At 37.8% G+C, this 13,340-nt stretch carries 12 protein-coding genes; 6 read left to right on the top strand and 6 right to left on the bottom strand.

The genetic code is table 11. The features are described 5' to 3' along the window. The first annotated feature begins 3 nt into the window (after positions 1-3). On the top strand, positions 4-1,089 hold the full coding sequence (locus tag J7E57_RS26015; protein WP_215130391.1) for a DUF4365 domain-containing protein: 1,086 nt from the start codon (positions 4-6) through the stop codon (positions 1,087-1,089). Positions 1,090-1,106: 17 nt separating this feature from the next. Here the strand turns inward: J7E57_RS26015 and mobC are convergent, their stop codons facing one another. The 4 genes from mobC to J7E57_RS25995 all read right to left on the bottom strand — a co-directional run bounded on the left by mobC (position 1,107) and on the right by J7E57_RS25995 (position 5,888). Next, entirely contained in the window at positions 1,107-3,092 is a 1,986-nt protein-coding gene (gene mobC / locus J7E57_RS26010) for a conjugal transfer protein MobC (RefSeq protein ID WP_215130455.1), read from the bottom strand. Positions 3,093-3,109: 17 nt separating this feature from the next. Next, a complete protein-coding gene (locus J7E57_RS26005) occupies positions 3,110-4,402 on the bottom strand; it encodes a relaxase/mobilization nuclease domain-containing protein (protein WP_215130393.1) in 1,293 nt (430 codons plus the stop codon). Beyond that, positions 4,390-4,779: a plasmid mobilization protein gene (locus J7E57_RS26000; protein WP_215130395.1), complete on the bottom strand. Its 390-nt coding sequence runs from the start codon at positions 4,777-4,779 to the stop codon at positions 4,390-4,392. Before J7E57_RS26000 ends, J7E57_RS26005 begins: the two co-directional genes overlap by 13 nt. A 206-nt stretch (positions 4,780-4,985) precedes the next feature. After that, positions 4,986-5,888, bottom strand: coding sequence for a toprim domain-containing protein (locus J7E57_RS25995; RefSeq protein WP_215130397.1), 903 nt, complete (start codon positions 5,886-5,888; stop codon positions 4,986-4,988). A gap of 131 nt (positions 5,889-6,019) precedes the next feature. On the opposite strand from J7E57_RS25995, the gene J7E57_RS25990 reads away from it, so the two are divergent. Next, on the top strand, positions 6,020-6,334 hold the full coding sequence (locus J7E57_RS25990) for a hypothetical protein (protein ID WP_251030038.1): 315 nt from the start codon (positions 6,020-6,022) through the stop codon (positions 6,332-6,334). Between the two features lies 1 nt (position 6,335). On the opposite strand, the gene J7E57_RS25985 is transcribed toward J7E57_RS25990, so the two are convergent. After that, positions 6,336-6,554 (bottom strand): hypothetical protein, encoded by a 219-nt coding sequence (locus J7E57_RS25985; RefSeq protein WP_215130399.1) that lies wholly within the window; start codon positions 6,552-6,554, stop codon positions 6,336-6,338. An 810-nt stretch (positions 6,555-7,364) separates the two neighbouring features. Between J7E57_RS25985 and J7E57_RS25980 the strand changes: the two genes are divergently transcribed. Continuing rightward, positions 7,365-7,925: a GNAT family N-acetyltransferase gene (locus J7E57_RS25980; protein WP_215130401.1), complete on the top strand. Its 561-nt coding sequence runs from the start codon at positions 7,365-7,367 to the stop codon at positions 7,923-7,925. A gap of 205 nt (positions 7,926-8,130) precedes the next feature. Here the strand turns inward: J7E57_RS25980 and J7E57_RS25975 are convergent, their stop codons facing one another. Next, a complete protein-coding gene (locus J7E57_RS25975; RefSeq protein ID WP_215130408.1) occupies positions 8,131-8,601 on the bottom strand; it encodes a GNAT family N-acetyltransferase in 471 nt (156 codons plus the stop codon). Positions 8,602-8,841: 240 nt separating this feature from the next. Between J7E57_RS25975 and J7E57_RS25970 the strand changes: the two genes are divergently transcribed. The 3 genes from J7E57_RS25970 to J7E57_RS25960 are packed head-to-tail and all read left to right on the top strand — an operon-like array spanning position 8,842 to position 13,288. Then, a complete protein-coding gene (locus J7E57_RS25970) occupies positions 8,842-11,208 on the top strand; it encodes a TonB-dependent receptor (RefSeq protein WP_215130410.1) in 2,367 nt (788 codons plus the stop codon). A 4-nt stretch (positions 11,209-11,212) separates the two neighbouring features. Further along, positions 11,213-12,427, top strand: coding sequence for an MFS transporter (locus tag J7E57_RS25965; protein ID WP_215130412.1), 1,215 nt, complete (start codon positions 11,213-11,215; stop codon positions 12,425-12,427). Between the two features lie 30 nt (positions 12,428-12,457). After that, entirely contained in the window at positions 12,458-13,288 is an 831-nt protein-coding gene (locus J7E57_RS25960) for a phytanoyl-CoA dioxygenase family protein (RefSeq protein ID WP_215130414.1), read from the top strand. Positions 13,289-13,340: the final 52 nt, after the last annotated feature.

Below are 13,340 nucleotides of genomic sequence, written 5' to 3'. Positions count from 1 at the left end.
GATATGACCTTTCGCAACCCTCATACGAAAACCGAACAACAAGGCATTCGTTATGTCGAATCCGTCGTACAAGACAGTAATTCCATTATTCAAAAGATAGATCGAGATAACGATCAAGGGAATGATGGGTACATAGAGTTTGTTAATGAAGGATTGGCGACAAATTACGGAGTGTTCGTTCAGATCAAAAGCGGAAAAAGTTATAAGGATAACAAAGGGTATAAAATACCTGCGAAAAGTGCGCATCTCAATTACTGGTATGGTGGTTTAAATCTCAACGTAGGTATAGTTTACGATCCCGAAATAGGAAAGGCATTTTGGGTTGACTTTAAAGAATATATAAATTCAAATCCCCAAATCTTAAGCCAGAAAACTCATGATATAAGAATTGATGAGAAGAATGAATTTTGCATAGAACGTTTTTCTGATTTTATGGAATATTGTAATGCTTTCAAGGAACAACTTACAGGAGACGAGAACTACGGTAGAAGTTTGGATTGGTTTGCATATGTTGAGCAGCCGGAAAAATGTTATGAGGGACTAAAATCTCTTTATGCCAATCACAGAAACAAACCTTCTACATGGTTTTACATCATCTCAAGCTTCTCGAAAATTTCAGAAGAAGGAATCCGGAGAACTATTTTAGGCTTGTTAAGTAATTATGTTTCTAATCCTAATGTCTTTTGGCATTCAGCTAATATTCAATACTATCCACCCCTTGAATTGCAAGAAAACATAAAAGCTTTGATGTCCAAATATTTTCGACAATTAGAAATTGAATTCGCTTTACCTTATATGGAAAATGGCATCAATAAAGGTAGTTTTAGTTATCTCGTTTTCTTGGTCATAAATTTGGTTGAGGACTTAGATGTTATACTAAATAATATAGCCTTTCATTCAATAATGGATAATGATAAACGGAATTTTTGTTTTTGGTTGTACATGCATGTAGCAAAATATAAATCTCAAGCAGAAGTGCTTCAATCTGCTAACAAATATTTCTCTAAATTCACCTTTGGAAACGACGACGAAGCTTTGGTCGGATTAAGAGAAAGCATTAAAAATAACGAAATCACACCAGTGGGTTAAGTAATACATTTCTGTATTTAACCTTTTTTTACAACTAAATGGCTTAGGCCAGGATCATTTAGCATCCGTTCCATTTCCGACTGGATAATGTCCTTTATATCCTGCTTTATTTGAAGATAATTCCGCTGCACCATGCTATTATCCAGCTTACGGATTACCTCGATATCCTTATAATTTTCCTGTTCTGTTTTGAGTGCTTCATGGTCATTCAGTATCTCACAATGGAAAGCTTTTAGTTCAATTTTATTATCAGGGTCATCGGCGACCATGCCTACAAACTCGCCCGAACTTAACGCTGAAATTTTAGATGATGGAATAGCTAATTCAAGCTGCTTGGAGCGGCTGATTGATGTGTCTCCGCTATTGATTGAATAGCTTTCCCTGTCTTGCATTATCTTGCCGAAGCGTTCTGATAACTGCTTTGCTGTGTCACCCGTTACCTGTCCGGCAACAATGTTTCCAGTGATGTTCATAATCACATCTGCCTGGTCGCGGCCATAGTCCTTGCGGAGCTGGCTGAAATCTTGAATACCCAGGCATGTAGAAACCTTGTTACTTCTTGCTGTAGCAATCAAGCTGTCCATATTATTTAGGTAAATGGTCGGAAATTCGTCAAAGATGAGGCTACTCTTTTGCTTACCTTTTTTATTCACCAGCTTCACCAGACGGGTTACATAAAGAGATAATACGGCCCCGTAAATCTGTATCTTTTGCGGATTATTGCCCATGCAGACAATCTTCGGGTCATCCGGGTTATTGATGTCAAGCGTAAAGTCGTTGCCCGACAAAACGTAATACAATTGTGGAGAAGAAAGCCTAGCCATTGCCACCTTTGCAGAGGCAATCTGTCCTTCCAACTGTTCCATCACATCGTTGAGGTATGCATTTACGAATGGGTTAATTAACACCTCAATTTCCTTTTCCGTCCTTAGCAATGTAAACAGGCTATCATAATCTATCTGCATCAATTCTATCACATGCGGCAAGGTGCAAAATTCACCATCTTTATACCGCCTCAGATACCAGATTATTGCCGATAGAAAGTTAATCGGTGATTCCACAAAGAAGTCGCCTTGGCGTTTGATCCATTCCCGGTTCAGCCCCATCAGGATGGTACGGGCAGATTCCGCTGCATCGGTAATGTCGCTCATAGCGGAAGGTTCCAAAGGGTTACACCTGTGGCTACGGGTAAGGTCGTCAAAATTGATCACATAAAAAGCCGGTGGCTTTGGATATCTATGCTTATTTTTCAGCCAGGTGTTGTAGGCAATTTTAGAAAGATCATCAAACTTAAAGTCATACACGAACATGGTAAACCCCTTTCGGATATGTTGTGTGATAACGTGGCGAATTACGAAGTAGGATTTACCGGAACCGGGCGTTCCAAAAACCATTAAGCTACGGAATGGATTGATGATGTTGATCCAACTATTGCGAGCCTTGTCCTTTAACTGATATCGTGCTGGCAGGTTAATGGAATATTCGTTTTCCAACAACCGCTCTTCCTGCGGGAACGTTTCATTTTCCTTATTGAAAATATCCTTGTTATTCAGCCTGTTTTTAATAATTCGGGATATCAGTGTGCCGCCCGTTAGCACTAGCAGAAACCCGATGGAAGTAATGGCAATATATACGATTGCCAACTCCGCTGCTTTTATTTTCGCCAGTAAGCCCAAGTAACTTAAAAAGTAAATAAGCAGGCCTGTTATCACATACGCGAAGGCAGTTTTATAATTCAGTTTTTCATCCTTGCGCCCTTTGGCACCTATCAATGAAATAGCCAGAAAGCCCAAGGCAATCAGCTTGGATTTATGAAAATTGCTGAATATCCCCGTCCTGTAAATATTGTTTAAAATACGGTCGCTGAATGCACTGACGAGTTCCCACTGCTGAAAGGCAGCGTAACAATAATAATAAAAATGGATCACTAAGATCACAATGCTGATCAGCCTGGTCATATCCAGAATTTTCCTCAGCGCCTGTTCATTCTCTCCGGTCTGCATAGCCATAGCTTTAAAATTTATTGGTTATTATTCTGGTTCTTTCTTTTCCTTTTTTTCTTGTTCTTTTTGAGTTGCCCGGGTACATAATCCGCCGCTTGCTCCGGTTGCATTAGCACATCCAACACAGTTTCAGTTCCTTTGGAAGTGTGAGCAGTCTGCAGATCATTTTGATGGGCTTTGGTTTCTGCCGCAGAAGCGGTAGCCTGCGGCTGTAACCCAATCGGTTTTTGAGCGGGATGCGTCAGCAAATCCGGCTCAAAAGCACAGCGTTCCTGAATAGCCTTCGCACTGTATTGTTTGCCCAGTGCGCTACCATTGAAAACACATTTGGTTTGATGGTCAACATAGGTAACGCCATATACAATACCTGTTTCATTAGTACGCAGGGCGGTATGGATGCCCTGCTTTTCCAATTCCTTCATTAACGCTTGAACCGTTATCTTTTTTACTAATAAAGCCATGTCAATCGCATTCCTGATGCGGGTTTTGTACGGCATTCGTTTCGGCTCGTTTTCTTTGAATTTTCGTTCCAGAAATTTAAGGGTAGGCTTATTATAAAAAAGGCTTGCCTTAATGGGTACACCAATCGGATTACCGGCCGCATCCAGTATTCGGTACAACAGGCCGCCAGTCTGATAAACCTTTGAATCTTCAGTACCACGTTCTGCAATAACGTTATACTGTTTAAGCACCGCATTTAGTTCGGGCAAGCTGGCGTATTTGTACTGGCCTAGTACCGCTTCCAATACATTTTGTATCGCCATTTTGGTCTGCGATTTACCGTAGATAGCTTTACTTACAGATATTGGTTTTAGCAGGTAGTTTTCCTGTTTTTTCTGCGCCTCGGCGGCCACTAAACCGAACTCCTTTTCAATAGCCTTTCGTGCCGGTTCGGACTTTCGGATGCCTAAGTGGTGCAGGTCAATCCGTTTTCCATCCGCTTCAATGTTTGTAGTTACTAAATGAATGTGCGGATGCCCTGCATCATAATGCTGGTAAACTAAAAAAGGCTGCTTGCCGAAGCCTATCTTTTCCATATAATCCTCTGCAATAGACAGTAGTTTTTCCTGAGACAAATGGCTTTCCGACACGTCGAAATTCAAGGAGATATGCACGCTGTTCCGTTTCACATTTTCATTCAATTCCATCTGTTTTAGGAAGCGGTTTAGCTTCATCGTTAGGCTCATTTTATCAGGGTCAATGGGATAATTTTCCGCCCCGATACACTCGGCTACGCCAGCCTTCACCTTGTTCTCGTTGTAGTTTAAGATGCGGTGAATCGAATGCCCCGTTTTGATTACTGCAACCATGATTCTGCTATTTTCTGGATGTGCTTTTTTACCTCATCTACCTTGTTGAAAAGTGTCTTTTTCTCCACTTCATAGGCGATCAGCCAGCTTCTAAATTCGGCAATCTGGTTAAGGGTATGTAGTCTTTTTACAGCCTGGTTGAAGTTGTTCCCGATGTGGTTTAGCTCTGTTCTTAGCTGTGCCATCTCTGCCATAAAGTCATCGGTAGATTGGCTCCTGTAACTGCTCACCACCGGTTTCTCAAAAAGGTTGTGGCGCACGTAATCACTTAGTTTACGGCAGATGCTGTCCTTCCATCTCCTTTCAATTTTCGCATATTCTTCGGGCGTTAGACGTAGCCCAATGATGCGTGTCCTGTTTAAATTTTTTCTTTCCATCACTTATCATTTTAACGTTTTCAAACTCATTCATACCTATCAGTTTCCCCGCCCACGACTTCGGAGTATGGGGCGGCAAGATCCGGTTGTTTAACAACCGTTCATCTTGCCGTTTGCAGGAACGTAGCAAACTCCACAGCTTTCAAATGTCCTTCAGACCTCAAAACAATCCTTTACCGACAATAGCGAGGGCATAGCAAATTGCCTTACCGAAGCTTTTGGCCTAAATGCTTCTTTTGGGATTTACCGAAATTTACCGCCCAGTCGTTTAGATCTTTATGGTTTCTATAAAGGTTGCTTTCATCAGAATATTTTGTACTCATTGAAAGTGCACGCTGACTGCAATTTTGTCCGGTGGCGTCCCGATCCAAGTAAAGCCGTATAGCTTGATGTTCTTCCATAAATCCGCGTGCTCTTTCAAAGAAGGAAACGGAATTTAAAACCACAAAATCCTGACTGTTTTCCGGAAGGTTTTTGTGGATTGCCTTAAAGGATAAAAAATCTATGAAGCCTTCAAATACTACAACCTCACTGGAGCCATTTTTAAAGGTAGTAATGTCTTTCGGTGAACTGCTTGCCTTGAAATGGGGATTACGAATTTCAAAGCCACTGGAATCATTTTTAAAGCCGATACCGTAATAGGTTTTATCGTTTAGTTTATACCGTACTTCCCGACAGTATTTATCAGCAATTTCGATTGGGATACGCCTTTGCTCAAGATACTTTAACAAAGGATAGGAAGTAAGGGGAAAATCTCTAAGAACTTTGATCTTATGTTCAGGTTCGTCTTCGATTTTAGCGGGGTGAATAACTGAATGCTTAAGGAATAAATTACCGCTTAGATTATCCAACAATTCACCAACGGTGCAGCGATGGTATTCAATACCAAAATCAACCAAGTTGCCGCCCTTTCCCAAGCCATGATCATACCAGCGATTCAACTTCTGGTTAATCTTGAAAGATGGTGTTTTTTCTTCCCGTAGCGGTGAAAGATACCAAAAATCGTTATTGCTTCTTTTTGAGAACTCATGCCCCAATGATGAGAGGTAATTAACCATGTCTATTTCTTTAGCTTCTTCTATAGAAAGCTTTTTGTTTCTGAAATCCATAACCACACATTTTCACTTCACAAATCAGTTTAATGACGTAAAGTTAAACAGGCGGTTTCGGATCTACCTATCCTCATCATATTTTGATGAGGATAGGTAAAGATGTACTCACTACTTTTGTAATGGAGAGTATGTCTAATTTAAAACGTGTGATTATGTTGACAACAAATGATGTGGCCAAGGTTTATGATACCATTCTGAGTATCCCTGGCATGAACGAAACGGTGAAGATTGATTTGAGAATCTCACGCAAAAATGTCCTTTTGCTTAACCATGTAATAGAACGAGGTTTAGCGGCGAAAGAAGACGAAAAAAATCCAGGACTATTATCTAGTGTTCCTGAAGAGGGACTTCAAGAGTTAAGAGCTTTGGCAGAGGATTGTCTTCAAAAGGCAGGACTTATTGAATTAAGTGAGAAGCTTACCACATTAGGAAGTAACAAGTAATTTATGAAGGCTGGTTCTGTATGATCCAGCCTTCATCTTTACGTATATTCTGAATATTATTTTCATTAAGCCATTTCAGAAAGGCTTGTTCATCGTCGGGAGCAAATTTTATTATGTCTCCATTTTTCAGAACAAGGGAAAAATCATTTAGAACATTAAGATACTTGATAAGATCTGATGATGGATATTTTAATCCAGGAAAAATAAATGCGGCAGTCATAAAATGCTGTATTAAGTGAAACCTTCAACAATACCTGCCAAAAAATAAGCGCAGGCAACAACTTACAGCACTGAGGTCTTAGGAAACCCAACAACAATAAGTGCGCCCACGCCGTAGCATGAGCGTTCTTTACTTGCTGTCCTGCTGTTGTTGAAATTCCTAAGTTTCAGTGCCGGACTCAAAGCAAAAACGCTTCAAGAATATTTTTCACAAAAGTAACAAATTAGTGTTGATGTATGACAGAATCATTAATAAAATGAAAGATGTAAATCAGTAAACGTTTATTAATTCCTTTAACGTTGAAACAACTTCCTAAGTCGTTGGCAGCATTCGCTTACATTGATGCAATTTTGCAAGCGAAGGAAACCGAATTGAATACCGATGTAATGCGTCAAAGTCGGCTAATGTTAATATGAAAAGACATCCCCTTGAATTGAAAAAATCTAAAGGGAATTTTGCTTTAATAATTTCTAAAAATATTCTGATTATGTTTCCGATAAATTTAATAACCTTAATGTGTATAGAGCGTTCTATGCAACATGCTGCTTCGATAAAAAATATGACTAAGCCAGTCATGTGGTGAGTAAAGTAAAATTTAGACTGAATGTTTTTGTCCCTAATTTATTCAGTAAATAATCGCTGATAATTTTGGCACAGAGGCTATTCGACACATATTCATAACATTGGCAAAATTCATAAGGTAAATCTTGGAGATTTATTCGCCTCTAAAAAGGAGGAATATTTGTTGACATTAGCAAATGCTTTGGATAAGATTGACCAAAAAGTAAACGAAAAATCACCAGGGCAATTATGATGAGATTAGAAACAAACCGTTTGGTTTTAAGAGAATGGACTTTCAAGGATATTAATGATTTAGTTGAAGGATTAAATAATATTGAAGTAGCCCAATGGTTAGCCTTAATACCGCATCCATATACAATTATCGATGCAGAAAAATGGATTCAATATTGTACTAAAAATTCAAATGAAGAAAAGCTAGTAGAAGCTTATCATTTTGCAATTGAACTTAAATCGACACAAAAAGTCATTGGAGGTATAAGTGTAGATAAGATAAACAGATATCATGGTAGTGCAGGCGGCGGAATTTGGATAAATACAAAATATCACGGTCTTGGATATGGGTCAGAGGCATTTGGAAAACGAATTGAGTTTGCTTTTGAAGAATTAAAGTTAAGACGATTGGATAATGGTTATTTTAAAGGCAATGAATCGTCCTACAAGTTGCAGGAGAAATTTGGATATAAAGTTGAAGGCATAAGAAGAAAAGCTTTTGTTTGCATGGCAAATGGCGAAATTATGGATGAGTATCTAACAGGTTTGTTGAAAGAAGAATGGGTAGCGGTTAATTAAGTAGGCAATTTACATATGTTTAAAATAGCTTGATTACTAAATTTCAATGAACCACCAGTGGCATTCATGTTTTAATAATTCCTGTAGTTTTTAAGTTTATTTCCCGATAAATTGAGATCGGTAATAAGATGAAAACATTTTATACATCCACTATGTAGTTCAAAATACTTAGACAATCACTTGGTTTCGCAAATTCTCATAGATTTTAGTATAAAAATTTTTCCATTTTAAAATTTGTTAGTATCTGGCCTCTTATTTCCACTTCCTGCTGTATCATAAGGTGAAAACCACGTCTTTCAAAGAAAGGTTTTGCCGTCAGACTTGCTTCAGTGAAAATTCGTGGTAACTTAAGTTCAGCGGCATGATCCTCAGCTGTCTTAAGTAGCAATGTTGCGACCCCCATTTTGTTAAATGAAGAATGTACAAACATCATATCAAGGTGACCATTATCTTCAAGATCAGTAAATCCGGCTGCGACTCCATCAACTTCAGCAATCCAAATTGGACGGGTTGTACAACGCTTGATCCATTTGTATTTATCTATTTGTCCCCATGCAGTTATTTGCGCTGCATTATAGTCTTTTGAGGCTGTTTTATGAACAGCATTCATAAAGATATCCATTATAAGTTCGATTTCAAGGGGAGTATAGCTCCTAATGTTTAATGATGGTCTCATTGATTTAGATTTAGCAGTTTTATTTAGCTCTGTATAGTCTTAACGCATTATTTAGAGTAAAGAAAGAACGTGCTATAATGATTGTCGTAACAAAGTTAATTACTGAATTTTATTTCTTGCAAAAATCAAATTCAATAAATTCCTTAAACGTATAAACAATTTCCTCTTGCGTTGATAGAATCAATAGCATATTGGACACCTTTGCGCAACAATTAAGAATGTTTCTAAATAACAGTAGCTATGAGAAAAATAATTTGCGCATCTATCCTAATTTTATTTCAGATTGGCTTAGCTAATGCTCAATCGTCATCCATTATTGGTACTGTATTAGATGCTGAGAATAATCCTGTAGAGGGTGCTACAGTAACAATTGAAGAATTAATGTTAACTGTTTCAGCTAACAACTACGGATTGTTTTCTCTTAATAATATTCCGGCTGGAGAATACATTTTGAAAGTTTCGAGTGTTGGGTTTGAAATACAAAAAAAAAATATTACTGTTTTGAGTGGGCAGGATCTCAAGCTTACCATTCGTTGTAATATTAACTCTTCACAATTACAGGAAATAATAATTACATCTGAGAAAACAGAAACACAACTTCAAAGCACTCCGGCAGCGATTACCGCACTTAGCGCAAAAAAAATAAAAGATTATAGGCTATGGTCTTTGAAAGATTTAACTGCTGTTATCCCGAATCTTTTCATAACTAACGGAGGCAGTGATTTACCATTTTATTCAATCAGGGGAATTTATGCAAATTCACTTGACCAGTCTGTAGCCGTGTATGTGGATGGTGTAATTCAATATGACGCAGAAGCAACCTTTAGAAATTTTTACGATGTAGAACGAATAGAAGTATTGAGAGGTCCGCAGGGAACACTTTATGGTAGAAATGCAATGGCTGGCGTGATTAATATTATCACCAAAAAACCTAAAAATATTGCTACTGGTTTCGCTGAGGTTTCAATAGGTAATTATGGGACGCAAAGATATGCGGCTGGGTTGAAAGTGCCACTGGTTAAAGATAAGCTTTATACCGGACTTACAGGATCGATAAACAAGGCAAACGGTTATTATATCAACACCTTTGACAATTCTAATTTTGATGGTAATCAAAGTTATGAAGGTAATTTCTATATAAAGTATCTTCCCTCAGCTGCTTGGACGCTTACGATGAACGCAAAAGCCCAGCAAACAAATAACCATGGAACATTCCCATATATTATTAATGATAGCCTGGCATTAGCTAATGGTTATTTTACCAGTCAAAATGTATCTGGAAAGCATCAACGTCATTTAATTAACACTTCACTTGCACTAAACCACCGAGGAAAGTGGTTTGATCTAACCAGCGTAACAGCGTGGCAATATGCTGATAAATTCATATACGATGGATATTGGGACGGAGACTGGACAACCTCAGATCTATTTGAAATTGGTTATGGAGGAAGCGCACGAGATAATTCTTCGCAAACTTTAACACAGGAATTTAGTGTAAGTAATTCTGTTGATAAGGATGATAGAATTAAGTGGACAGCTGGATTTTTTTATATGTATCATCCAGAGAAAGATAAATCACTTTTACTGGCTGGTAAAGATGCAGAAATACTACTTGGCGATCCATTTGCTCCCTATGTGTTAAAATCTCCAGCCGAAATCTCCACCTCATCCTACGCTTTTTTCGGTCAGGCAACGTATAAACTCTCATCAAAGTGGGATGTCACTGCTGGATTACGCTACGATAAAGAAACTAAGCGATTGTATACGCAGACGGATATGGTTAAGGAAGGAATGTCGGATATGCCTTTAACGGCAAGAACAAGGAGCGATGGTCAATACAACGCATTTTCACCAAAATTGTCTTTTTCATATAGGCCAGTAAAAAAAGTAATGGCTTATGCTAATTATGCAAAAGGATTCAAGGCTGGTGGACTTAATAAGCGTACAACTGACCCTAAGTTCATTTCTTACCGCCCTGAGTATAGTGAAAATATTGAAGCTGGAATAAAAACCAATTTGCTGGACGACAGGATTACCGCCAATTTCACTGCTTTCTACATTAATTGGAAAGATATGCAGGTAACAACATTCACGCAGTCTCCGGCGGAGACTGCTATTAGTAATTTGGGAAACGCCAAAACCAGCGGAATTGAAATCGAACTTTCTGCTATTCCGTTAGAGGGCTTAACTATCGACTATAATTTTAGCTATAATAATGGCAGATATACCAAACTAACGAAGCCAGATGTATCTACTGGTAATGAAATAGATCTCAAAGGGAACAGATTAATTATGCAACCAGAAATAACATCAATGCTGGCGGCTCAGTTCAGTCATAAAATATACAAGCAAATAAGCGGATTTTTAAGAGGTGAATGGAGTTTTTTAGGGAAACACTTTTTTGATATAGAGAATAGTATCAGACAAAATCCCTATTCATTATTCAATTTTAAAGCTGGGGTTTCGCATAAAAACTTTGATATATCTTTTTGGGTTCGGAACGGATTTAATAAACGGTATTTATCCTATAGCTATCCTTCCGGTAATAGAGTGGTCTTACTCGGCATTCCTAAAACAATTGGTTTAACATTAACATCCAAATTTTAATAAAGTGGAAACACAGAAGAAATATCGAATACTTGGCCTATTGTACTTTACCCAGACAATCCCAATAGCTTTTATGGGACATGCTATGCCAGCTATCTTAAGAGACGGGGGCATATCGTTAGAAAAAATTGCTTATTTCCACGTCATTTTAATGCCTTATTCCTTCAGTTTTCTATGGGCACCATTTGTTGACAAATATGGTAAAAGTTATTTTCGATGGGTAAGCATTGCGACGACGTTATATGCACTTTTTCTATTGCCGGCTATGCTTTTGAATTTTAATGATGCAATTCCAATGATCATTCTGTTAACGCTTTCGGTGTTCAGCATGAGTACGCAAGATTTGGCAATGGATGCTTATGCAATCAAATTTTTAAATACGGAAGAACGTAGTATTGGAAATGGCATTCAGTCAGCAGGTAACTATTTTGGCTTTTTGCTTGGTGGAGGAATATTACTCATTGCCTATAATCAAATTGGATGGAATTATTCAATACTTATCCTCGCGCTGTTTACTGTTATACCGTTACTATTGACAGTTAGGTATGAAAAATTTAGCAGAAAGGAGAAATCGACGCAAAAAAGAAATACTCTTAGGGATTTTGTTACTTATTTTAAGGCTCACAGGGTAAAAAAATGGATACCAGTGTTATTAATTATAAAAGTACCCACAGACATGATATTTTACTTTATCAAACCATTATTGATTGACAAAGGCTTTAAACTCGAAGAAGTTGGGCTCTTGTTTGGCCTGGTATCTATAGGTGCAGCCATGCTTGCTGGTTTATTATCTGGTATTTGGTTGAAAAAAAGTACTGATTATAAAAAATTGATGTGTGGTGTAATTGGTAGCTTTTTAAGCGTTGTTTGTGGTTTGATATTATTGTACGCATCTCGGGACATCTATCTGCTTACCCTTTTTCTCTGTGGCATTATTGGTGCTGGTACGGGGTTAAATACAATGGTAGTTTATCATATATCAATGAAGAATGTCAGAAAAGGAAAAGAAGCTGCTGACTATGCATTTCAGTCTTTCTTGCGTACGATCTTGTTCATGACATTTATTCCTTTAGGTGCACATTTTGCCGTAAATTTTGGCTACCAGGTGTTATTTTATTTTATGTTGTTTTTGTGTGCCCTAATTATTGTGCTGATTCATATTAACTTTAAAAGGTCGTTAATTCAGACATCCAATAGAAATAATCAAAAATTAATATGATGAAACAGTTTTAATCCTACTACGTGAACAATGAAAAAATTGAAAGATATAAATGAGATGAAGTTTACAAAAAATGGTTTTGCATTGTTAAGATCTTTTTTGGACGAAACGAGCTGCGATCTCATAAGGAGTGAAATTGAAGCAACGATTAATAGTGGAGTATCTGGCGCTTGTATTCGTCCAAATAATACACTTCATCTATTACAATTTGACCATGAGATAATTCGGATAGTTTTCGGAAAGCCTGAAAGGTTGAAAAAATTAAAAAAACAAGTAGCGGCAAAAGATCTTCGTTGGATTTCAGGCTATATCTCATCCAAAGAACCTTTCAGCCCCCCGTTATGGTGGCACCAAGACTGGTGGTGTTGGAATCATGAAATTAGTTTTAGAAAAGATGCCGCTCAAGTTGCATTGTTAATTTATATGCAATCAACGACTCTAAAAAATGGAGCTTTACGTATTATACCAAGTTCTCATCACAGTCACCATCATCTTAATAAGTTTAGAGACGAACGAAACAGTCAAGAAAACGAATATGAACTTGACCATCCTTTAATGTCTGCTTCTCCAGACCAATTTTCTCCAAGCATTCAAAAGGGAGATGCAATTGTCATCGATTATAGGCTTCTCCATGGAACTGAAGGCAACCAAAGCGCATTTAGAAGGGATTGCATCATACTTAATTTTACCCCAAACTGGGTTTGTCTTCCTCAAGAGATAAAAAGTCATCTTGCAGGACATATGTGTCAACCAAAGAACATCACTCAGTTTTCTTCAAAAGACTGTTCTTATTTTAATCTCTTACCGGAATTTAGTGGTGAAAAAAAAATTATGACAGTCAGTCTTTTTCCTTCAGATTGACAATTAATCTAAGTCAGTCTCAGGTTGAGAAATGATTAGCAGAGGTTGTTAA

Origin of the sequence: Pedobacter sp. ISL-64 (assembly GCF_018613605.1) — a bacterium.
Taxonomy (GTDB): domain Bacteria; phylum Bacteroidota; class Bacteroidia; order Sphingobacteriales; family Sphingobacteriaceae; genus Pedobacter.
Note: the sequence above shows the minus strand (reverse complement) of the source record. Positions and strands in the feature narration are given on the sequence as shown.

What these genes read in the sequence shown, in the direction of transcription:
- J7E57_RS25995 (WP_215130397.1), bottom strand. Translation starts at nt 5,888, where the DNA reads ATGGATTTCAGAAACAAAAAGCTTTCTATAGAAGAAGCTAAAGAAATA.
- J7E57_RS26015 (WP_215130391.1), top strand. Translation starts at nt 4, where the DNA reads ATGACCTTTCGCAACCCTCATACGAAAACCGAACAACAAGGCATTCGT.
- mobC (WP_215130455.1), bottom strand. Translation starts at nt 3,092, where the DNA reads ATGCAGACCGGAGAGAATGAACAGGCGCTGAGGAAAATTCTGGATATG.
- J7E57_RS25985 (WP_215130399.1), bottom strand. Translation starts at nt 6,554, where the DNA reads ATGACTGCCGCATTTATTTTTCCTGGATTAAAATATCCATCATCAGAT.
- J7E57_RS25975 (WP_215130408.1), bottom strand. Translation starts at nt 8,601, where the DNA reads ATGAGACCATCATTAAACATTAGGAGCTATACTCCCCTTGAAATCGAA.
- J7E57_RS25960 (WP_215130414.1), top strand. Translation starts at nt 12,458, where the DNA reads ATGAAAAAATTGAAAGATATAAATGAGATGAAGTTTACAAAAAATGGT.
- J7E57_RS25990 (WP_251030038.1), top strand. Translation starts at nt 6,020, where the DNA reads ATGTCTAATTTAAAACGTGTGATTATGTTGACAACAAATGATGTGGCC.
- J7E57_RS25980 (WP_215130401.1), top strand. Translation starts at nt 7,365, where the DNA reads ATGATGAGATTAGAAACAAACCGTTTGGTTTTAAGAGAATGGACTTTC.
- J7E57_RS26000 (WP_215130395.1), bottom strand. Translation starts at nt 4,779, where the DNA reads ATGGAAAGAAAAAATTTAAACAGGACACGCATCATTGGGCTACGTCTA.
- J7E57_RS25970 (WP_215130410.1), top strand. Translation starts at nt 8,842, where the DNA reads ATGAGAAAAATAATTTGCGCATCTATCCTAATTTTATTTCAGATTGGC.
- J7E57_RS26005 (WP_215130393.1), bottom strand. Translation starts at nt 4,402, where the DNA reads ATGGTTGCAGTAATCAAAACGGGGCATTCGATTCACCGCATCTTAAAC.